This window comes from Marinobacter sp. MIT932201 (assembly GCF_047123295.1).
GTDB lineage: Bacteria > Pseudomonadota > Gammaproteobacteria > Pseudomonadales > Oleiphilaceae > Marinobacter > Marinobacter salsuginis.
The window spans coordinates 4,203,149-4,223,960 of sequence record NZ_CP138917.1 but is presented as its reverse complement, the minus strand read 5'-3'; the positions used below and the strand labels follow the sequence as shown (position 1 = coordinate 4,223,960).

Sequence of the window (20,812 nt, the reverse complement as noted above, 5' to 3'; positions counted from 1 at the left end):
AGCCTCTTTGAATTAACGGTGTGCCTGAAGACATACAGACACGGACTCCGCGTAGCGTAGCGCGTGAGGCTTGTCGATTTCCACTTCGGCCCACTGCACTGCCTCATGCTCCATAACGATTGTCAGAACCTCGTGGGTCAGGCGTTCGAGAAGGGCAAACCGGTTGCCATCCACATGATGGATGATCTGCTTGGTGATGGTGCGATAGTTCAGGGCGGCCGAGATTTCGTTCCGGTTCACCGCCTCAGAGGCATCGTACGTCAGCGCAACGTTGATCAATACGTCCTGCTGATTGTTGATTTCCTCTTCCTTGATGCCGATGTAGGCTCTCAAAAGAAGATCCTTGATGCGGACCTTTGCGAGATGATTCCCGTGAACGTCTGTCATGCGGCCTCCCAGTGGTCAGGTGCTTCAGCGGTTGTTACTGATCAGGGTCAGAAACTCGGTGCGAGTTGCCTGGGATTTACGGAACTGCCCCAGCATCATCGACGTCTTCATGCGGGAATTCTGTTTCTCCACGCCCCTCATCATCATGCACATGTGCTGTGCCTCGATAACCACCGCCACACCCTTCGCGCCGGTTACGCTCTCGACGGCTTCGGCAATCTGCCGGGTCAGGTTTTCCTGGATCTGCAGGCGACGGGCGTACATATCGACGATGCGAGCGAATTTGGAAAGTCCCAGCACCTTGCCAGCGGGCAGGTAGGCGATGTGACACTTACCGATGAACGGCAACATGTGGTGCTCGCACATGCTGTACAACTCGATGTCTTGTACCACGACCATTTCGTCCATGGCCGACTCGAATACCGCATCATTCACCAGGTCGCCCAGATCCTGATTGTAACCGCAGGTGAGGAACTGCATGGCCTTGGCGGCGCGCATTGGAGTGTCTTGCAGACCCTCGCGGTCCGGGTCTTCGCCCAGGCCATCAATAATGGCACGAAAGTGTCCGGAGAGGTCGTCAAGGAGTTTGCTCATAGTCATTTCCGGTTAGCAGTGTCTTACGAGGGCCAAAGCTTAAGGCAATTTGCCCACCATCTCTACGTTTACGACGTCATTGCAGGAAAAGACCACTCTGGCTGACCCGCCCGGCGGTCTGGGCAGTACGGCTATGGCAGTGGGGGCTGCTTTGTTCTACAGTTTCAGGCTGTAAATGTTCGCCGGGGACAATACATGGAAGAGGTGATGCCCACCGTCGGTGGGGGTTCCGCCGCAGCGCGCGTGGAAGGCACCCTTGAAGGGTGGCAACAGGGAGGTAAGTGGTTCAGTTTTGAGGGACATGCCATTTTCAGTCGGATGGCGGGCTCGGGGGAACCGCTGGTGCTGATCCATGGCTTTCCTACCGCCAGCTGGGACTGGAACCGTGTCTGGCCGATGCTGGTGCAGCACAACAACGTTTTGACGCTGGACATGCTGGGCTTCGGCTTTTCGGACAAGCCCTCCAACTACGACTACAGTATTGAAGACCAGGCCGATCTGTTCCAGGGCTGGATCGAGGGGCTTGGCCTGCCGTCGGTGCATCTGCTGGTTCACGATTACGGTTGCAGTGTGGCCCAGGAGCTATTGGCCCGGGAGCAGGAAGACGGACTGCCTTTCCGGATTGCCAGTGTCTGCTTTCTCAATGGTGCCCTTTTCCCGGAAGTTCATAATCCGTTGCTGATTCAGAAGCTATTGAGAAGCCCCTTTGGCGGCTTGATCAGCCGTGGTCTGACCCGGCGCAGTTTCGAGCGCAACTTTCGCCGCCTGTTCGGCAGCCAGAATCCGCCGGATCGTCAGGACATGGAAGACTTCTGGCACCTGCTGACCTACAACAATGGTCGGGGCATCCTGCACCAGCTGATACAGTTCATGGAGGAACGTCGATGTCATCGGAATCGTTGGGTTGGCGCTCTGCAGAAGGCGACGCAACCGATGCGGCTGATCTCAGGTACGGCCGACCCCGTCTCTGGCGCCGGCATGGCGCGTCGGTATCGCGAACTGATACCGGAGGGCGATGTGGTCACCCTGAGGAACATCGGGCATTACCCTCATTTTGAGTGCCCCTGGGAGGTTTTCAGCGCCTACCGGGAATTTCGTAAACGCTGCGATCAGTAAAGGCGAAACGGTAGGTGCTGTGCTTCAGCCCGACGCTGAATCGGGCATGTCCTCGGCACCCCGACCCACAACCGGAAGCGGTCGAGCGGCATTGACTACCTGGTTGCGACCCCGGGATTTCGCTTCGTAAAGGGCCTGATCAGCCCGGTTCAGCCAGATCGACCAGGTCTCGCCCTTGCTGACCTCAGCGACACTGGCACTGGCAGTCACCTTGATATCGTCAAGGAATGGCCGGGCACTGATGCTGGTCAGAAGCTGGTGGGCCAGGGCATCTGCGTCTTTCTGCCGGGTTTCCGGTAGCACGATCATGAATTCCTCTCCCCCGATCCGGAACAGCTGATCGCTTTCCCGAAGTCGTTTGCGCAAACGCAGAGCCATTTCGGTGAGAACCTTGTCACCGGCCAGGTGGCCCCACTGATCGTTGATGGTCTTGAAGTAATCTAGATCCAGCAAAATCAGGCTGGATACCCGCTCATACCGTTCCCGCATTTGAATCTGGCCGTTGAGAATATCGGCAAGTTGCGACCGGTTCAGGCAGCCGGTCAATGGGTCGGTGGTGGCCAGTCGTGTGAGTTCTTGCTGAAGTTTGCCCACCAGAAACGCAAAAATCATGGCAAACAGGCAAGTCAGGCCGAGGGAGAAGGTGATTCTCCAAAAGTCGGCTTCGGGAAAGCGGAGGAACGACACGACCGCCATCACAACCACAAAGACGATGTTACTGCCGATGGCTTCCCTCAGCGGCAGCAGGAAAAACAGGGCCGTAGCGGCAGGGTAGGCCCAGTAAAGGCCAGCGTGGCCATTTATATGTGTCGAATAGGCGGCACTAACCACCGCGAGCAGAGGGAATAATCGGCCTTTGAGGAAATAGGTGCCGCGCAACCGCAGAAACGCGATCACCAGAAGGGCATTGACGCAAAAAAGCACCAGTACGGAAGACAGCAGGTAGTGGGATTGCTGCCATTGCACCATGACCAGCGGCGCTACCGCGATGAACGCCCAGAAGTGCAGGTGGTAGACCAGTTGGCGTTTGAAGCCGAGCACCGCGAGCGTCGGATTGCTTGCAAGGGTAGAGGGTGGTACCGAAAAATTCACAGCATACTCCTGCTGTCAGAGTCGTATCCGCCCGCGTCCTGTGTCGGGAGTGTAGTGAAGTCTAGCATGGCCATTGGTTTAATTAAGCAGATAGTGCTGTTTATGACCACCATTAGTTTTGTTCAGTTGGCCGGGCATCGTCCACTTCGCTAAACTCCGCCAGATTACTTCAGGGACACGCCCAGGGATCACCCAATGACTGCTATTCACACCCGAGAACCGGCCTTGACCATCCGGGCCGGTCGTCGCGCGATGCAACGACTCAAGGAAAAGCCGCTGTCACCGGAAGACGTGCACGTGATTCCGGGCGCTGCCGGTGGTCCCAAGGCTCTGGGAATCAGCGGCCTGGATAAAGCGATATTTGGTGACTGGCTGCCGCAGATTCCACAGGAGCGATCGCTGATCGGCTCGTCGATTGGCAGCTGGCGGTTTGCCGCCGTGGCCTCGTCCGATGACCCGAAAGAGCAGCTTGGCCGGCTGGCTGAACTCTATACCGCCCAGCGGTTTGCCAAGGGCGTCAGCAGTGCTGAAGTAAGCCGCAAGAGCGTGCTGTTCCTGGAAGAATTACTGGGTGGCCGGGAAGACGCCATTCTGAATCACCCCTGGTACCGGCTGAACGTTGTGGTGGTTCGCAGTCTTGGCATGCTGGCGGAGGATGCGCGAGGCCGCCTGGGGCTGGGCCTCATGGGTGCGATCAGCGCCAACATGGTCAGTCGCCGGCATCTGGGGCGTTTCATGGAGCGGGGCATCATCCACGACGCCCGTCTGAAAACGCCCGTGGCGAAGCTGGTGGATTTCCCCAGCCACGAGGTCGCCTTTACCCGGGAGAACCTGCTGCCGGCCCTCCTGGCTTCTGCGTCTATCCCCCTGGTGATGTCCGGTGTCCGCAACATACCCGGTGCTCCAGAAGGCATCTATCGTGACGGTGGGCTTCTGGATTATCACCTGGATCTGCCCTACCAGCAGCCGGGCATCGTGCTATACCCACACTTCACCGACAAGGTGGTGCCCGGCTGGTTCGATAAGTCCTTGCCCTGGCGGCGGGGTGACGCCACCCGGTTGCAGGATGTACTGTTGATTGCACCGTCAAAGGAGTATCTGGAATCCCTGCCTGACCGCAAACTACCGGACCGTAAGGATTTTGAGCGCTATGTGGGTGATGATGCTGGCCGAGAACGGGCCTGGCGGGCGGCGATCGCGGAAAGTGACCGTCTGGGCGACGAGTTTATGGAGCTTATCGAGACCGGGCGCCTTGCGGATATCGTCAGGCCGCTCTGAGCGCAGTGTTTCTCCATGAGTGGCTATACTGGTTGACTACAGTCATGACTCGAGGAACAGATTATGTCCGATGAGAAACCGTTGATCGCCAGTAAGACGCCTTACTCCGTCATGGTGGAGGCAGGAAAGAACTACCTCTGGTGTGCCTGTGGCCGCAGTAACAGCCAGCCATTCTGTGACGGTTCCCACAAGGGTACCGGTATAACGCCGGTCAAGTATGAGGCGGAAAAGAAAGAGTGGGTCTGGTTCTGCGGATGCAAGCAAACAGGCAATGCCCCCCTGTGCGACGGCACCCACAAGACCCTCGATTAGTGGGTCATACGTTGCAGGGTACTTATCCGGAAACCTGACAGTCCGTGGACCGGATCTTTCAAAGCCCGGACCCTGAGCACGACTGGCACCTCTGCATCCTGATCCCGGTGAAGGAGAGGAAGATCAATCCGCTCAATGGAGCTGTCACTGCGAGCGGCCACCAGGGCCCGCCTGAAATTGTCTTGAAAGGCCGGCGCAACCAGTTCCTCCAGTGGCTGACCCACCAGGTCAGCGGGCGCTCGATCCAGAAGTTCGGCGATTTGCGTAGAAACAAAGCCGATTCTGCCATTTTCATCCAGTTCCCAGATCACAGCCCCAGACAGGGCTACCAGATCGCGACTTCGCTGTTCACTGTCATTCAGTGCCTGACGCAATATCGACTTCTCGACCTGAAAGTTGGCGATCTGATGGTCAGCGCCGATTTCCCTCTGTTCCAGGCCACGGATATGGAGCGCCTGAAGATGAAGCCGGCGGTTGAGTAACAGAGCAAGCGAGGCAGCAAACACGGACAGCGCGAAACCGGCGAGCCAGACGGTCTGCGAGGCAGCCCGGGCGACCTCTTCCAGGCCTTTGGGTGAGGGCACGGTGGTGAGTATCCAGTGATGGTCCAGCGGTGACACTTCGGTGCGCAATGCCCGTGTAGGGTCCACCGAACCGTTGGCTCGTATCTCCAGCAGTGGCGTCTTGGTGTGTCGTTCGAGTGTATCGATACGCAGGCCGAGGGAATCAGGCAGGGTGTCGCTGAACAGAGCCTGGAGCCAGGCCGAGACCGGTTGGCTGCTGTCGCCCGCGCCCGGACGATTCGGCACGTTGGCCAGCAGGTGATTGACCAGGGCCTGATGCTGGGCGTAGTAGCGCGCTTCAGCCAGGGCCATGGCCCGCCGTCCTTCGATATTTGCCGTGATTCCGGTTACCAGCAGCCCGGCTGCGACCAGAAGCAGTGGGATCCAGACCCCTGGCCAAAGTACCGGTCTGCGGAACCGGCCTGGAACTGAGCTTTCCATGCCGGGCGTCCTGTGCGGCGAGGCCTGTACCTGTGGATCAGGCCGACTGTACCCCTATACTCTAGTCCAGCTCGTGAACAGAGGGAAATGCTCAACTGCGGACTTTTCCGGCAGCACCATAAACCAACAGGAAAACGGCAAAAGCGGTCACCACAACGGACGGGCCAGCAGGTGTGTCCAGATGCCATGACAGGCTCAGGCCTCCGCTTACCGCAACAAACCCGAAACCGATTGCCATGGCCACCATGATCTCCGGATTGTGGGCCAGGCGCCGGGCGGTGGCCGCGGGAATGATGAGCAGGGCGGTAATCAGCAGCACGCCGACGATTTTCATGGCCACCGCGATCACCAGAGAGAACATCAGCATCAGAACCAGACGGAGGCGTTCGACGGCAACGCCTTCCACCCGGGCCAGCTCCTCGTGAATCGTGCTCATCAGCAATCCGCGCCAGAGTACCGACAACAGGAACAGGATCAGTGCCGCGCCGCCATAGATCCACAACAGGTCCTCGCGGCTCATGGCTAGCAGATCGCCGAACAGCAGACCGGTCAGGTCGACGCGAACATCCGGCATGAAGCTCAGGGTCACCAGGCCGATGGCCAGGGCACTGTGGGCGAGAATCCCGAGCAGCGTATCCGTTGCCAGGGCTCTCGTTCGGGATAACAACACCAGGGCCATAGCCAGGACCACGCAGGTTATGATCACACCGAGGTTCAGTGGCACGCTGATCAGAAAGCTCAGGGCAATCCCCAGCAGTGCCGAATGCGCCAGGGTATCGCCAAAATAGGCCATTCGTCGCCAGACCACGAAACAGCCCAGGGGGCCCGCCACGAGGGCAACGCCGAGGCCGCCAATCAAGGCACGCCAGAAGAAATCGTCCAGAACGGCATTAATGATGGGCATGATTACATTCCGTGTGTCCGCCTTGTCCGGAGGAGGCGTTCTGAGACTCGCTGTCCACCACGTTCCCGTGCAGATCATGACTGTGGTTGTGGTGATGGTGGTAAACCGCCAGGGATTCTGCCACCGGGCGGCCAAACGTCTCGATGAACGCCGGGTCATGGGAAATGTCTTCGGGATAACCGCTGCAGCAGACATGCTGGTTCAGACAGATAACCTTGTCCGTGGCTGCCATCACCAGGTGCAGGTCGTGGGAGATCATGATCACACCGCAGTTCAGGTCGTCCCGAAGCTGGCGAATGAGTTCATACAGCGACGCCTGGCCATTGATATCGACCCCCTGGGCAGGTTCATCGAGCACAAGAAGATCCGGTTTTCGGGCCAGGGCCCTGGCCAGTAACAGCCGCTGTTTTTCACCACCGGACAAATGGTGTACCGAGGCGTGCAGCAGGTGGCCAACACCGGTGCGGGCAAGCGCGGTCTGACATTCGCCGAGCGACCGGCCGCTGAGCAGCATGAAACGTTTGACGCTGAGGGGAAGCGTGGCCTCGAGAGTCAGATGCTGGGGAACATAGCCGATGACCAGGTTCTTCTTGACCGCCACCTGTCCTGAGGACACCTTCTGAATGCCCAGGACTGCCTTGATCAGCGTGGTTTTGCCGGCCCCATTTGGACCGATAATGGTGATGATATCGCCTCGATGGATCTTGAGGTTAACCCGGTCAACCACGGGCCGTGAGTCGAACTGGACGGTGAGATTCTCAAGGCTGACCAGAGGTTCACTCATGCTCCGGCTCCGCCTGGCAACCGGGGCAAAGCCCGGCTATCTCGAGGGTAGTGTTCTCGGCCAGGAAGCCCTGGCCGGAGGCGGCCTTGCGAACTTCTGTTGACACCTCGGGAGCGGTCAGTTCGAGAACATTGCCGCAGGCCCGACAGATCAGAAACATGCCGGTGTGGCTTTCACCCGCGTGGGTACAGCCGATAAAGGCGTTGAGCGACGCGATGCGGTGCACGAGACCAAGCTGCTGAAGGAAATCCAGTGCGCGGTAAACGGTGGGCGGAGCAGCGTTATGACCATCGGAAGAAAGCTCTGCCAGCACATCGTAGGCGCCCAGCGGCTTGTGGGACTGCCAGATCAGTTCCAGCACCCGTTCCCGAATCGGGGTCAGACGGGCATTCTGACGCTGGCAAATGGCCCGTGCGTCAGTCAGGGCCTGGCTGACACAGGCGTCGTGGTTGTGTGGCCGATAGGGAATGGCTCGGGCGGACATGTTCAAAATCCTGCAAAATTTGAAACATTATAACATTTGCAGGGATGTCTGCCATGCCCGGCAGCAGAACGGATAACCGGTCAGTGTCTGGATTTCAGTACCAGGGATTCGAGATATTCCAGGTTCGGGATCCAGGCGTTCTCACCCTCTACCTCAACCAGCATCAGATCTGCCGGGCCTGGCTCACCCTCCAGTTTCCTGACCTGTTCCTCGCTCAAACGGGCCTGGCTGGGAATGCCCTGGGTTACCAGGGCCATAAAGGGAATTTCCTTGTGATGGTCTCCGATGGTGTTGAGCACAACAATCCGGCCACGGTTGTCACCAGGGACGGTGAGCACGCCGCCGTTGGCCGCATCGTAGGAAATCACCGGGAGCTGGAGGCCTCGCCAGTCCAGGTAGCCAACCAGCCATTCGGGTGTGTTGGCGCCCGCGTCAGAGCTGGCGTAGTCGACCACTTCCGCAATCGAGACGTTTGGCAGCAACAGTTGCCGTCCGCTCATGGGAATCATGACGCAGGAGAGGGATTGGCTGTTGTCATTCATTGCTTGTTACCTCAGGCGGAGTCCCGTTTCTGCCGGCTCTTGAGCAGGCAGGATTCTTCAATGGTTTTAACCAGTTCCCGGGCCAGCTGCTCCGGGGTGCCGCAAAAACCGGCACAACCGGTTGCGGCCACGGATTCGGGCATGGAGCTGTTGCCGCAGCTTGTGCTTTCCTGCACCCAGATCCGGCTACCGTAAGCTTTCAGTAACGGCGCCGCAATGGCGCCATCATTGCCCATGCCGGAAAAAAGAATAGCATGGCAGCGCTGGCCGTAATGGTCAGCGACGTTCAGCAAAACCTGATCAATAGAGGGCCCGTAGGGACCTGGCCAGGCGGTGTTGGTTTCCGTCAGGGTACCCTGTTCACTCACTTTCCACTCGTGCTCCACCGGCATCAGCACGACGTCACCATTCTTGACCTGGTAGCCCTCTTCCGCCCGCTTGAGCTGATAGTGGGCGTGACGCCCGAGCACCCGGGTCAGAACCTCGGTAAAGTTGCCATCGATGTGCTGGGCATAGATAAAGCCAACGGGCAGATTCGGAGGCAGGTGATCCAGAAACGTCTTGACCGCCGCGGGCCCGCCCAGCGAGGCGCCGAGAATCCAGACTTCCTCAGCGACCGATCCGGGGGCAGCCGGAGGAATCCAGTGTGGCAGGTCCGGTGATGGAGTCGCCGCCGGCGTGTCCTGCTCCAGCTCTGCCAGTGTGGCTTCCGAATCCAGCTCTTCCAGGTGCCCCAGTTGCTGTTCCAGCTTGCCCAGCAACCGTCGCTCCCACCGGAAGTACTCTGTACTCCCGGGCTTGGGTGCTTCGTCCAGGCCGAACAGCACCGGCGCTTCCGTGTTTTCAAGCAGGTGATCGAACAGTAACGGGTGGTCGGCCTCGTCCTCGAGGGTTACCAGCCAGAGGCTGGCATCGGGAAACTCGGGATAACCCAGCAACCGGTCCGGATCCCCGGAAAAGCGAACCTCGAGGCCGAACTTGGATGTGGCGGCCTGCAGCCGATGACGCTGCAGGACCACATCCGAGACGATCCCGACCTTTGGCCGGCCACATTGGCCGGTCATCACTGCCTTCCGGTCAGCCGCTCAATGGTCTCAAGCAGCTCGGTTTCCTGGAACGGCTTGCCGAGATACTCGTTGACACCAATGGCCAGCGCACGTTCGCGGTGTTTCTCGCCGGTCCGGGAGGTGATCATGCAGATCGGTGTTTCACGCAGGTTATCGTCGTGGCGCACAAAGCTGGCAACCTCGAAACCGTCCATCCGCGGCATCTCGATATCCAGCAGGATGATGTCCGGTTTGTGGTCCTGCAGCTGTGCCACCGCATCGAGCCCGTCTTTCGCGGTGATTACTTCCATGCCGTTTCTCTCCAGCAGCCGCGAGGTGACCTTCCTCACCGTAACCGAATCGTCCACCACCATGACCACGGTGGCCTGTTCCTCGTACCGGGCGGACTCGCGAGCCTTCTCGAGATTGGCCAGGCGCTGGCGTTCGGACAGGATGTCGGAACGGATCATGGCCGGCAGGTCGAGAATCACAACCACGTTACCGTCACCCAGGATGGTGGCACCGGACACGCCGCGAACAGAGCTGAACTGGGGCCCGAGGGATTTAACAACAATCTCCCGGCTGCCCATCAGGTTGTCCACCTGCAGGGCCATGGGTTGCTCGGCACCGCGCACCAGAATTACCGGCAGCGGCAGAGCCTGTCCCTGCAGCTTCGGATGGTGGTCACTGTTCAGCAGGCTGCCCAAGTACTGGAGCCGGTATTCCTGGCCGGCGTATTCATACAGCGGCGCATCCGGCTTGTAATACTCCTCGAGCTCGTAGGTGCTGACCCGGACGATACCCTCGATGGTGTTCAGCGGGATCGCGTAGAAATCCTCGCCGGTGGAAACCATCAAGGCCCGGTTTACAGACACCGTGAACGGCAGGCGCACGGTGAAGGTGGTACCGCGGCCCACGGCGGAATCGATGTCCAGGCTGCCGCCGAGTTGCTTGATTTCACTGGCAACCACGTCCATGCCCACGCCCCGGCCGGAAATCTGGGTGACCTGCTGGGCGGTGGAGAAGCCTGGCTGCAGGATAAACTGCAGGATTTCCCGTTCGGACAGGTCTTCATCTTCGCGCAGCATGCCCTGACGGATGGCCTTGTCGCGGATCACCGAAGAGGGAATACCGGCGCCATCATCGATCATGCGCAGGACCACATCGCCGCCTTCACGGGTCAGTGACAGGGTCACCTCGCCGGTCTCCGGCTTGCCCACTTTCTTCCGGTCGGCCGGGCTCTCGATACCATGGTCCAGGGCGTTCCGGAGCATGTGTTCCAGGGGCGCGATCATGCGCTCGAGGATGTTCCGGTCCATCTCGCCTTCGGCGTTGCGGACATCGAAATCCACCTTCTTGCCCAGCTCGCCGCTGATCTGGCGAACAATGCGGCGCAGACGTGGCACCATGGAGGCGAACGGAATCATCCGGGTCTTCATCAGACCTTCCTGGAGTTCCGTGTTGATCCGGGACTGCTGTACCAGCAGGGTTTCAGTGTCGCGAACCCGGTCAGACAGGGTCTCACGAAGATCGGCCAGATCCGACGAGGATTCAGTCAATGCGCGGGACAGCTGCTGGATGGACGAGTAACGGTCCATTTCCAGCGGGTCGAAGTCGTCACCGTAATCCGGACCGTGTTCTTTCTCGGCACTGAACAGGATCTGCGCTTCGGTCTCGATTTCCATCCGGCGCAGCTGCTCACGCAGACGTTCGATGGTGGCGGCCATTTCGTCCAGGGTGTGGCCGAAATCACTGGTTTGCTGCTCCAGTCGGCCACGGGTGATACTGGTTTCACCCGCCAGGTTGACCAGGTCATCCAGCAGCGGTGCGGAGACCCGGATGGTTTCCTGGGCAGCGCGCTGCGCTTCGGCCGCCTGCTTGCGGGCCTTGGCCGGAGATTTTCCGGGCTTCGGCGCCGGTGCTACGGGCTTTTCCGCCTTGGCAGGCGGTGTCGGCGCTTCGGGCTTCTTGGGTTCCGGTGCGACAGGTGCCGGTGTTTCGGCCTTCGCCGGTGAAGGCACGCCCGAGCCGGACTCATAGCCTTTACGGATATCGGCAACCAGGGCAATGATGGCGTCGTGGTCTTCGGTGATCGCCTGCCACTGTGATTCATCCGGGGCATTGCCGCCCAGATCAATCAAACGGGTTTCAAAGGCGTGTGCCTTGTCGCCAAGCTCGGTCAGCTGGGACAGGCGGGCACCGCCCTTGAGGGTGTGGAGTGCCCGCTGGGCTTCCTGGTTGAAGTTGTGGTTTGCCGGTTCCTTGCGCCAGTCATCAAGCAGCTGCTCGAGCTGATCCATGATTTCGCCGGCCTCCTCCAGGAAGATCTCCAGTACTTCCGGGTCAATGGCCTCCTGCTCGGACTCTTCACGGGGCGCAGCGGTTTCTTCGGCTGCCACCTCGTGGGCGGCCCGGAAGTCTTCAATAAGCCCGGTATCCGGTTCCGGCTTGTTGCCTTCCTCCAGGGTGTTGAGCATGGCCTTGAGGCTGATCAGGGCGCGATCACTGAGGCTTAGCAGCGTCTTCTGGTTGTTGGAACCGGAAATCAGTGGGTCGAGAGCGTCTGACCAGGCCTCTGCCATGTTGGCAATCGGATCAACGTCGGAAAGCCGTGCGCCGCCCTTGAGGGTGTGCAGTTCCTGCTGCAGCTCGGTCAGGCCGGTCAGTTCTTCCGGCTCGTCGCGCCACTGGTCGAGACATTCGCTGATGGCATCGTAGATTTCCAGACCTTCGTCCAGGAAGATGCCAATCAGATCGTCGTCACTGGCCTGGGTCAGAGTCTCGCTGAGGCTGGCGGCTTCCGGCACTTCCTCGGCCGGTGATACAGTTTGCTCAGTCTCTGCCGGTTGTTCCGGCTCCTCGTCGCGGGCATCTGAAGGCATTGCCTCGCCCCGCAAGATGGACTGGACCCGGGCGACCAGCTCATTGGCCGGCGGGCACGGCTTCTGGGTAGCCACCTGTTCGACCATCTGCGCCAACCGGTCATGGCAGGCAAACAGCAGGTCGTTCATGGACTCGCTGGCCTCCAGCTGACCTTCCGCAACCTTTTCGAACAGGTCTTCCAGCACATGTGTCAGGTCGCCGATGGCCTCTACTCCGGCCATCCGGGCGCCGCCTTTCAGGGTGTGAACATCCCGTTGGAGTTCTGCGGCAATGCTTCGATCCGAGGGATCTTCGGTCCAGGTATGCAGCGCGCTGCCCGTGGAGTTGATCAGATCGTAGGCTTCTTCCAGGAAAATGCCGACCAGCTCCGGATCCAGGTGAGAGAGATCGGCAACGCCTTCCTCCGACTCGGCACCTTCATCGGTTCCGGCAACATCACTATCTTCCGGTTCTTCCACGTCAGGGAGCGGCGCCTGTTCTTCTTCCGTTTCAGCCGGAGCAGATTCTTCATCGGGGCTGGCTACGCTGGTAACCGGCCGCGTTCCGGTGGCGTTGTCCATGTAGGCCTGGATTTCAGCGATCAGATCCGGCGCAGGACGCGGAAGCTCCTTGGCTTCCAGGTTTTCGACCATGCCTGCCAGACGATCGTGGCAGCGGAACAGCAAGTCCGAGAGTTCGTCGTTGATCGACAACCGCTGTTCAGTCAGCCCCTCAAACAGGTTTTCCAGTTCGTGAGAGAGATCACCGACGGCCGGGATGTCTGCCAGCCGTGCACCGCCCTTGAGGGTATGCAAGTCCCGCTGAAGCAGGCGCAGGATATCAAGGTTGGCCGTATTCTCGCTCCAGTTCTGGAGCGCTTCGGCTGTGCTGTCGATGAGGTCGCGGGCTTCTTCCAGGAAGATTTCCGCCAGTTCCTCATCCATTTCGTCGTCGGATTCAGTGGTTTCCGGGAGCGGCGGTTGCTCTGCGGTTTGGGCGTCTTCACTGGCTGGTGTCTCGGTCTCATCCATCTCAAGACTGAGATCGATCTCCTCGAGGTCGCCGGTGAATTCCTGGTCGAAGGCGTCCGGTTCCTGATTTTCCGGGATCTGGACCTGCTTCAGGCCTTCGAGGGCGGCGACCATATCCTCGCTGGATTCGGTGGCAAGACCGGCTGCCACCTGGTCCATCATGTTGATCAGCTGTTCATGAGCGGCGCGGACAGTTTCAAAGAAAGTCTGGTCCGGCGCCTGGTCGCGCCGTGCAGCCTCGTCATAGGTTTCCTTCAATGCACCCGAGAGCGCGGCGACTTCGCCGAGACCGGCTTCGGAAGCGCCAGAGGTTAGCTGTTCCAGTTCGGAGCGTAGTGGATTCAACGACGCCATTTCGCCGGGGTTGTCAGCCCAGTGATCCAGGATCCGGTCGGCATCAAGAACAATGTCGAGACCCTCGTTCAGGAACAGCTGGACCAGCTGCGAAGGTGCCTGCTCCGGATGCTGGCTTGGCGCCTCCTCGCTGTGGCTGCGGAGCGTTTCCTCCGTCAGTTGATCCAGCTTCCCAAGGAACGCTTCGGTGCCTGGGAGCGAGGCCTGCGGATTTTCACGAATCTGGGCAAGTCCCTGGGTCAGGAAGTCGCAGGCGGATTCGATCAGTGAGAGCACGTCACGATTGGCACGCTTGTTCTGAGCCCGGGATTCCTTGACGAATCGTTCCAGAGGCGTGATCACCGCTGCGATCGGGCCGATGCCGGCGGTATGTGCGCTGCCCTTGAGCGTGTGCAGGGCCCTGGAAAGATCATCGGTATAGGCAACCGTGGTTTTGTCACCTGCTGCCGACAGGAAGTCCTTCAGTGTTTGCAGGTGGGTCTCGGTTTCGCTTTCAAAAATATCCAGCAATACCGGGTCGACCGCATCTTCGTCTGTGCTCCCGGCCTCTTCCTCAGCCGCTGCGTATTCGCTTTCAGCCATGGCTTCCGAGCCATCGGACTCCGCCACCGGCATCATGCTGGCATCGGGAATTTCGCCGTTGGCCAGGGCGTTGGCACGGGCTTCGAGGTTGGACGTGTCGACCGACGGCGCACGGCGTTTTTCAAAATCTTCGACCAGGGCCGGCAGGTTGGCGGTGACATCTTCCAGCAGGCTGGCAATGTCATCGTTCATGAAAATGCTGCCGTCGATCACGCGGTTCAGCATGTTTTCAACGGACCAAGCCAATTCGCCGACAACCAATGCGCCGACCATGCGGCCACTGCCTTTCAGCGTGTGGAAGGCACGGCGAACTTCCGACAGGGCGCTGCGGTCATCGTGCTGACGCAGAAGCATCGGCAGGTATTCGCGGATGGTTTCCAGCACCTCGCCGGCTTCTTCAACAAAAATTTCGAGTATTTCATCGTCGATCAGGTCGTCTTCATCGAAAGACGTTTCAGGTGCGGCCTCGGCGGTGTCGTTTTTCTCGACGGACGACTCTGTTTCCAGGGTCTCTTCTTGCGCATCGACCGCTGTGTCTTCCACCTCGGCAACTTCCTGTGTCTCGACGGCTTCATCGTCGGTGCGGCGGGTTGTCGCCATGGCCTCGGCGCGGCTGATGAGTGTTTCAACGTCGCCAGCGGTCTGGCCTTCCTTGAACTCACGGATCAGCGAGGGAATGCGGGCATTGACCTCGTCCACCAGGGTAAACATGTCGTCGGTGGGTCGAATGGTCTGGTCAATCACACGATTCAACAGGTTTTCAACAGACCATGCCAGTTCGCCAATACTGGTGGCGCCAACCAGTCGGCCGCTCCCCTTGAGCGTGTGGAAGGCACGACGAACCTCGGTCAGCGCTTCACGGTCATCGTGGTTCTGGCGCAGCCGGGGATAGAATTCGTGGATGGTTTCGAGAACTTCTTCGGCTTCCTCAACGAAAATGCCGAGAATCTCATCGTCCAGAAGCTCCGAATCCGAGCTCTTGGTTTCTTCTGGGGCAGCCGTAACGGTGGTTTCCGGTTGCTCTTCAGCCGGTTCAACAACCGGCACGTCCTCTGCGGCAGTTTCGGTCCAGGTGGGCTCTGCGCCGACCGGGAACCCGAGGGATGCGAGGCTGTCCTCGGCAACTCTGAGAATCGAGTCGTTTTCGCCAATACCCTCGGCCAGACGTTCAAGGTAATACTCGATGCTGGTGACGGCATCGGCCAGAATATCCAGCTGTTTCCAGTCCGGAACCTGTTTGCTGCCCAACAACACGTCAGTGATGTAGCGCTCTGCCGAGGCCAGCATGCCGGCAACCCGATCCAGCGGGATCAGGCTGAGGCCGCCGCGAATGCTGTGCAGCAGGCCCGGGACGTGTTCAATTTCCCGGGTATCCCATTGCGAGGCAATGAAATTCACGATGGCGGACTTAACCTGCTCCAGGGTGTTGCGGGATTCGCGGAGCAGCGCGCCACTGGCTTCACCCAGCTCACGTGAGCCAAGGTTCACCGGAGCATCGGAGGCCTCCTCTGTGGACGACTCCTGTTGTCCGTCACTGTCCAGGCCAGCGAGACTGGCTTCGACGTAAAGCAGTGCGCCGGCGATGTCCATCAGGGTGCCGTCATCAACCTGTTCGGACTGGGCGCTCAGGTTTTCTACCAGTTCGACCTGCTCGGTCACCACTTTTCGCGGTATCCCCAGACCCAGCACGGCCAGGGTATTGGCCACCTGGCGCAAACCTGGGAGCAGGTCCTCAAGCTCACTGTTCTGGCGCAGCTCTGAGCGAACAAACAAGTCCAGCTGGTCCTTGAGCTTGGCCAGCTCTTCGTTGAGCGCACCCACCACCGAATGGATGGCGTCCCGGCCCGGACCAGATACCCGGGTTCGGGCGGCATCAACATCGTCTTCCGATGGCAGTGCCTGGTTCAGCTGGTAGGCCTCCCGCAGGGCGCTGACCTGAGGCGAATCCAGATCCCGGGCACGGGCAACGTAATAGAGCAGGTGTTTTAGCAGCGCTTCCGGTACCGGTTGCTGGAGGATATCCGCATGTTCGTCGGTAAGCCGGCGGATTTCACTGTCCAGTTCCCTGAGCAGGGATTTCACTGCTGCGTTCACCGGATTGACGTGTGCCTGCAGTGTTTCCACGAACGCACTGGCCGCTTTCCAGAGCTCACCCCGGGGCGTTTTCTGGCACAAACGGATCAGCCGCTGGATCACCTTCTGCATGTACTCGAAATGGGCATCGAGATCCGCTTCCCGGATGACGCCGGCCAGCGCAAACTGGTACATCTGGCGCAGCTTGCGGATGTGGCCCAGAACGGTGGGGTCTTGCAGGCGCTGCGATACCTTGCCGGTTACTGTGATTCGTGAGGGCGCCAGATCCGGTTTGAACAATGAAGTATCAGACAGCAGGGATTCGCCACGGGCGGCCCGAAGGTCGTTAAGCAGTGGCAGCAGCACCATCGGAAAATCGTCCTGACTGCTGGCCAGATGCTCAAGGTATTGGGGCAGCTGCAGGATGGCCTGCATCAGGACCTCAACCGCCTCGTCGGTATTGGCAACGGTTTCGTTGAGTACGGCCTGGGTGAGCTTTTCCATCTCCTCGGTGAGCAGGGCTGCACCGTAGAGCTCGACCATTTGCAAGGTGCCGTGTACCTGATGGAGATAATTCAGGCAGAAGCGCAGGCGCGCGGTGTCGTCACGATTCTCGACATACGCTTCCAGTGCATGCTGACCCTGGGTCAGCGTGTCCTGTATCTCTCCCCGAACCCAGTCGAGGGCGATGCTGTCATGGTGATTGCCCATAACCACTCCGGTTATTCTTCGTCAGTCTGGCGTTTGATCCACGCCAGCACATGTTCCGAGGGGACTCTCTGTAACCCGGGAGGCTGCCAATCGGTCAGCTCTCCCTGGCCCAGAACCAGCAACCCCCCGGGCGCCAGCCGCTCTGCAAGTCGCTTGACAATCTCCCGCCGGCGCCAGCGACGGAAATAAATCAGCAGATTCTGGCAGAAGATGATGTTCATCCCGTGCATGGGCGCTTTATCAAGATCCAGAACATTCAGTCTGGTAAAGCACACCCTGTCACGGATGCTGTTCACAATTTCTACGGTATTCCGCTCGGCCGGGCGGAAATACCGGGCTTTCATGTCTTCATCCATTCCCAGCAGTTTGCGGGGATTGAACTGACCGTTCCGGGCTTTCTCGATCACCGGCTTGCTGATATCAGAGCCGGTGACACCGAACAGCGGCTGCAACGCCAGCTGGCTCATGCATTCATTCAGCACCATGGCCAGAGTGTACGGTTCCTCTCCGGTGCTACATCCGACACTCCAGGCCTCCAGGGGGCGCTTTTTCAGCTGCTCCCGAGGCCGGGTCAGGACGTAGTCGGAAACCAGCCGGAAGGCGTCGGGGTCGCGGAAAAACCGGGTTTCCTGAACCGTGAGCCGATCGACCAGTGTTGACCATTCCCGGATTGCATCGGGCCCGGATACGATTTTTTCGTAGTAGGCCTGATAGCTGCTGCAGCCGATCTCCCGCATTCGGATGCCAAGGTTCGTTTCCAGAAACGAACGGCGTTCCGCGGACAGGGTTATGCCGGTTCGGTGTTCCAGCAGGGTTTGCCACTGGCTGAACTGCGCCTCGTCCATATCCGGGAGTCGGCGCAGTGACCATATGCCCTCGGCAGGTGACAGGTTGTTATGCATTTGCGCCATAAACCGTCAACAGCCCTGGAACGGAAATCAGCCCACCACCGGAACGTCGCTGTCTTCCTCTTCTTCCTGTTCCGCCACGTCTTCTTCCGGCAGGGTGAAGCCGGCAACGGAAGACCGCAGCTCGGACGCCATTTCTGCCAGGTTACCGATCGACTTCGCGGTCGCATTGGTACCCGAGGAGGTCTGGGACGTGATTTCCTGGATAACGTTCATGGTGTTGGAAATGTGCGCGGCCGACGACGACTGCTGACGCGCGGCGTTGGAGATGTTCTGGATCAGTTCCGCCAGAGACATGGATACGTTCTCGATTTCCTCGAGTGCGATACCCGCGTCCTGGGCCAGACGGGCACCACGGACCACCTCGGCGGTGGTGTGTTCCATGGAGATAACCGCTTCGTTGGTGTCAGACTGGATCGTCTTAACCAGCGCTTCAATCTGCTTGGTAGCCGCGGAGGAACGTTCCGCCAGTCGCTGAACTTCGTCCGCAACCACCGCGAAGCCCCGGCCCGCGTCACCGGCCATGGAGGCCTGGATCGCGGCGTTCAGGGACAGGATGTTGGTCTGGTCGGCGATGTCGTTGATCAGGGATACGATGTCACCGATTTCCTGGGAAGACTCACCCAGGCGCTTGATCCGCTTGGACGTTTCCTGGATCTGCTCACGGATGTTGTCCATGCCGCGGATGGTGTTCTGTACCACTTCCGCGCCTTTCTTCGCGATCGCAACCGACCGCTCCGCAACCGCAGAGGATTCGGCAGCGTTCGAGGATACCTGGTCGATGGACACAGCCATCTCGTTAACCGCGGCGGAGGCGCCGGCAATTTCCTGGGCCTGGTGCTCGGAAGCATCAGCAAGGTGCATGGCCGTAGCCTGGGTTTCCTGGGCCGCTGACGCTACCCGTACCGCAGTACCACGAATGGCCTGTACCAATCCGCGCATCTGGTCGATCGCGTAGTTGATGGAGTCGGCGATGGCGCCGGTGAAGTCCTCGGTAACCGTGGCCTCGGTGGTCAGGTCACCATCAGCGAGGTCGGCCAGTTCGTCCAGCAGTCGCAGGATCGCGTTCTGGTTCTGCTCGTTCTGCTCCTGGGTGGCAGCCAGTCGGGCTTGGGCTTCGCGGTACAGGGCCAGACCGATAAACACAACAATGGCAACCATGGCGGCCAGGATCGCGAAGGCCAGGGTCGGGCTGACCAGGCGCGAGCCGGACTGGGTCCGGAAGTTCTCGGCCAGTACAGAGAGTTCGGAGAGCAGGTTCTCGGAATTCTGGAAGATGTCGCTGGCAGCAGTACGAACCTTGAAGAGGTCGGGAGAGGCCTCAAGGATCGCGTCTACGTTCTGGGAAACGAACTGGAACAGTTCATCGACCGCTTCGAGGCCGTAGATGGCGTCTTCGTCATTAACCTGAGAGATACCCATCGCCGGGTTGCCGTTCAGCTGGCCCTCGAGCACTCGACCGAACAGGCTTGCGTCGCGACCGAAACGGTCAGCGGCAATAACCGCGTCTTCGTCACCGGAGAGTACGTTGTTGACCGAGCGAACAATCCGCTCCGCCAGCAGCGACTGACGCTGGGCCAGTGCGATCTGTTCGGCAGGCGCGTCATTGTCGAGCAGGATCTGTACGATATCGTCGTACTCAACCTGCAGCTGCGGGATGGTTTCGTTCAGGGTCCGGGCTACCTCGTGCAGGCCGAGTACCGCATCCTGGGTGGAGAGGATGCTGTCGGCGTTTTCCCGCACGGTGTTCCAGTTTTCCTGAACGCCACTCTGCTGGGCCAGTTCACTCGGCGGCAGACCGGTTTCCGGATTACCCTCGGTTACGTTGGTCCAGAGCTGCTGGAATTCGTCACGGGAGCGGCGCAGCTGGTTGAAGGCCTCGGCGGTACCGCCGGCAGCCTCGGTCGCGTTCTTCGCGATCTCCTGAGAGAGTACCCTTAGCTCGGCGGTGTTGGCGATGTACTCCTGATCGTTCTGGCTGTCCTGATTGATAATGAACAGCACGACAACGAGCAGGATGGTGAGTGCGATCAGCGCGGCGATCAGGCCGGCAACCAGCTTGTTGCCTCCCTGTCCCATACTGAGTCTTCCGGCTCTGTTCTTCATTTTCTGGCTCCCGGCCTCTTCAAGAAATTGGCAAGTTTGTTTTTTCGGGTTTCAGGCGGTCAGGGTGATGTTCCTGCCATTGTCACCACCCTTACCACTGTGCGACGTCCAGAAATCGTTCGTCCTCGAGCAGGTCGACGGCCGAAAACACTTTCCAGACTTCCTCGTTGCGTTCATATCCGCCTGAGACAAACGGTTGAACGTTTTCAGGTACGCCCTCGGGCGAATCCTTGAAACTGTCAGTTGCGAAGTACTGCATACCCAGGACACTGTCGACTACCAGCCCGCTGAAAATATCGCCCTGCTCAACAACCAGCACTCGCCGCTCCCGCTGGCTGCGGGAAGAGCGGGGAATATCGAAAAAGCCGGCGAGATCAACCAGAGGCAGGAGGCGGCCACGAACATTGGCGGCGCCAAGCAAAAACGGGCGAACCCCAGGTATGTGGGTGAACCTGGGGACATGTAGGATTTCAGTGACTTCGCCCATGGGGGCAACGTAGCGTTCACCTGCGAGAACAAAACCGATGCCGTTCCAGAGTTCAACGGCTTCCTGTTGCTCCGGCAGGCCGGCAGCCAGAGACCGGCTGCGCTCGGCGATATCCGTCAGAACGGCAAAAGGGGCGGCCTGGGCGGACATGCGTA

Annotated in this window: 16 protein-coding genes; 3 read left to right on the top strand and 13 right to left on the bottom strand. The window is 59.5% G+C overall.

Going from position 1 to position 20,812, the window contains the following annotated elements; genetic code table 11:
* Window positions 1-12: 12 nt before the first annotated feature.
* Both folX and folE read right to left on the bottom strand, forming a co-directional pair.
* Complete coding sequence (folX, locus tag SIC15_RS19390; RefSeq protein WP_064229586.1) at window positions 13-387, bottom strand: dihydroneopterin triphosphate 2'-epimerase; 375 nt, start codon at window positions 385-387, stop codon at window positions 13-15.
* A 24-nt stretch (window positions 388-411) separates the two neighbouring features.
* Window positions 412-987 carry a GTP cyclohydrolase I FolE gene (gene folE / locus SIC15_RS19385; protein ID WP_227514428.1) on the bottom strand — a complete coding sequence of 192 codons (576 nt, stop codon included), beginning with the start codon at window positions 985-987 and terminating at the stop codon, window positions 412-414.
* A gap of 189 nt (window positions 988-1,176) precedes the next feature.
* Between folE and SIC15_RS19380 the strand changes: the two genes are divergently transcribed.
* On the top strand, window positions 1,177-2,097 hold the full coding sequence (locus SIC15_RS19380) for an alpha/beta fold hydrolase (RefSeq protein ID WP_222465642.1): 921 nt from the start codon (window positions 1,177-1,179) through the stop codon (window positions 2,095-2,097).
* A 24-nt stretch (window positions 2,098-2,121) separates the two neighbouring features.
* Here SIC15_RS19380 and SIC15_RS19375 read toward each other — a convergent pair whose 3' ends face one another.
* Entirely contained in the window at window positions 2,122-3,189 is a 1,068-nt protein-coding gene (locus tag SIC15_RS19375; protein ID WP_069182291.1) for a sensor domain-containing diguanylate cyclase, read from the bottom strand.
* A 195-nt stretch (window positions 3,190-3,384) separates the two neighbouring features.
* On the opposite strand from SIC15_RS19375, the gene SIC15_RS19370 reads away from it, so the two are divergent.
* Together SIC15_RS19370 and SIC15_RS19365 are read left to right on the top strand one after the other, a co-directional pair.
* On the top strand, window positions 3,385-4,467 hold the full coding sequence (locus SIC15_RS19370) for a patatin-like phospholipase family protein (RefSeq protein WP_412536727.1): 1,083 nt from the start codon (window positions 3,385-3,387) through the stop codon (window positions 4,465-4,467).
* A gap of 63 nt (window positions 4,468-4,530) precedes the next feature.
* Window positions 4,531-4,779 (top strand): CDGSH iron-sulfur domain-containing protein, encoded by a 249-nt coding sequence (locus tag SIC15_RS19365; RefSeq protein ID WP_153634095.1) that lies wholly within the window; start codon window positions 4,531-4,533, stop codon window positions 4,777-4,779.
* Here SIC15_RS19365 and SIC15_RS19360 read toward each other — a convergent pair.
* From SIC15_RS19360 to SIC15_RS19315, 10 genes are all read right to left on the bottom strand, one after another.
* The gene (locus SIC15_RS19360) at window positions 4,776-5,783 is read right to left on the bottom strand and encodes a PAS domain-containing protein (protein WP_412536726.1); all 1,008 of its coding nucleotides are present in this window, start codon (window positions 5,781-5,783) and stop codon (window positions 4,776-4,778) included. The genes SIC15_RS19365 and SIC15_RS19360 overlap by 4 nt on opposite strands.
* A gap of 91 nt (window positions 5,784-5,874) precedes the next feature.
* Window positions 5,875-6,687, bottom strand: coding sequence for a metal ABC transporter permease (locus SIC15_RS19355; RefSeq protein WP_069182287.1), 813 nt, complete (start codon window positions 6,685-6,687; stop codon window positions 5,875-5,877).
* Entirely contained in the window at window positions 6,674-7,471 is a 798-nt protein-coding gene (znuC, locus tag SIC15_RS19350) for a zinc ABC transporter ATP-binding protein ZnuC (protein ID WP_412536725.1), read from the bottom strand. The genes SIC15_RS19355 and znuC overlap by 14 nt, the downstream gene beginning before the upstream one ends.
* Window positions 7,464-7,955 (bottom strand): Fur family transcriptional regulator, encoded by a 492-nt coding sequence (locus SIC15_RS19345; protein ID WP_412536724.1) that lies wholly within the window; start codon window positions 7,953-7,955, stop codon window positions 7,464-7,466. The genes znuC and SIC15_RS19345 overlap by 8 nt, the downstream gene beginning before the upstream one ends.
* A gap of 80 nt (window positions 7,956-8,035) precedes the next feature.
* Window positions 8,036-8,497, bottom strand: coding sequence for a chemotaxis protein CheW (locus SIC15_RS19340; RefSeq protein WP_069182284.1), 462 nt, complete (start codon window positions 8,495-8,497; stop codon window positions 8,036-8,038).
* An 11-nt stretch (window positions 8,498-8,508) separates the two neighbouring features.
* Window positions 8,509-9,561 carry a chemotaxis protein CheB gene (locus tag SIC15_RS19335; protein ID WP_412536723.1) on the bottom strand — a complete coding sequence of 351 codons (1,053 nt, stop codon included), beginning with the start codon at window positions 9,559-9,561 and terminating at the stop codon, window positions 8,509-8,511.
* The gene (locus SIC15_RS19330; RefSeq protein WP_412536722.1) at window positions 9,561-17,156 is read right to left on the bottom strand and encodes an Hpt domain-containing protein; all 7,596 of its coding nucleotides are present in this window, start codon (window positions 17,154-17,156) and stop codon (window positions 9,561-9,563) included. Before SIC15_RS19330 ends, SIC15_RS19335 begins: the two co-directional genes overlap by 1 nt.
* 11 nt (window positions 17,157-17,167) lie before the next feature.
* Window positions 17,168-18,067, bottom strand: a complete 900-nt coding sequence (locus tag SIC15_RS19325; protein WP_069182281.1) for a CheR family methyltransferase — start codon at window positions 18,065-18,067, stop codon at window positions 17,168-17,170.
* A gap of 27 nt (window positions 18,068-18,094) precedes the next feature.
* Entirely contained in the window at window positions 18,095-20,170 is a 2,076-nt protein-coding gene (locus tag SIC15_RS19320) for a methyl-accepting chemotaxis protein (protein ID WP_412536721.1), read from the bottom strand.
* Between the two features lie 91 nt (window positions 20,171-20,261).
* Window positions 20,262-20,807 carry a chemotaxis protein CheW gene (locus tag SIC15_RS19315; protein ID WP_069182279.1) on the bottom strand — a complete coding sequence of 182 codons (546 nt, stop codon included), beginning with the start codon at window positions 20,805-20,807 and terminating at the stop codon, window positions 20,262-20,264.
* Window positions 20,808-20,812 lie beyond the last annotated feature (5 nt).

Coding starts and splice junctions, on each gene's coding strand:
- folX (WP_064229586.1), bottom strand. CDS start 387: ATGACAGACGTTCACGGGAATCATCTCGCAAAGGTCCGCATCAAGGAT.
- folE (WP_227514428.1), bottom strand. CDS start 987: ATGACTATGAGCAAACTCCTTGACGACCTCTCCGGACACTTTCGTGCC.
- SIC15_RS19380 (WP_222465642.1), top strand. CDS start 1,177: ATGGAAGAGGTGATGCCCACCGTCGGTGGGGGTTCCGCCGCAGCGCGC.
- SIC15_RS19370 (WP_412536727.1), top strand. CDS start 3,385: ATGACTGCTATTCACACCCGAGAACCGGCCTTGACCATCCGGGCCGGT.
- SIC15_RS19365 (WP_153634095.1), top strand. CDS start 4,531: ATGTCCGATGAGAAACCGTTGATCGCCAGTAAGACGCCTTACTCCGTC.
- SIC15_RS19360 (WP_412536726.1), bottom strand. CDS start 5,783: ATGGAAAGCTCAGTTCCAGGCCGGTTCCGCAGACCGGTACTTTGGCCA.
- SIC15_RS19355 (WP_069182287.1), bottom strand. CDS start 6,687: ATGCCCATCATTAATGCCGTTCTGGACGATTTCTTCTGGCGTGCCTTG.
- znuC (WP_412536725.1), bottom strand. CDS start 7,471: ATGAGTGAACCTCTGGTCAGCCTTGAGAATCTCACCGTCCAGTTCGAC.
- SIC15_RS19345 (WP_412536724.1), bottom strand. CDS start 7,955: ATGTCCGCCCGAGCCATTCCCTATCGGCCACACAACCACGACGCCTGT.
- SIC15_RS19340 (WP_069182284.1), bottom strand. CDS start 8,497: ATGAATGACAACAGCCAATCCCTCTCCTGCGTCATGATTCCCATGAGC.
- SIC15_RS19335 (WP_412536723.1), bottom strand. CDS start 9,561: ATGACCGGCCAATGTGGCCGGCCAAAGGTCGGGATCGTCTCGGATGTG.
- SIC15_RS19330 (WP_412536722.1), bottom strand. CDS start 17,156: ATGGGCAATCACCATGACAGCATCGCCCTCGACTGGGTTCGGGGAGAG.
- SIC15_RS19325 (WP_069182281.1), bottom strand. CDS start 18,067: ATGGCGCAAATGCATAACAACCTGTCACCTGCCGAGGGCATATGGTCA.
- SIC15_RS19320 (WP_412536721.1), bottom strand. CDS start 20,170: ATGAAGAACAGAGCCGGAAGACTCAGTATGGGACAGGGAGGCAACAAG.
- SIC15_RS19315 (WP_069182279.1), bottom strand. CDS start 20,807: ATGTCCGCCCAGGCCGCCCCTTTTGCCGTTCTGACGGATATCGCCGAG.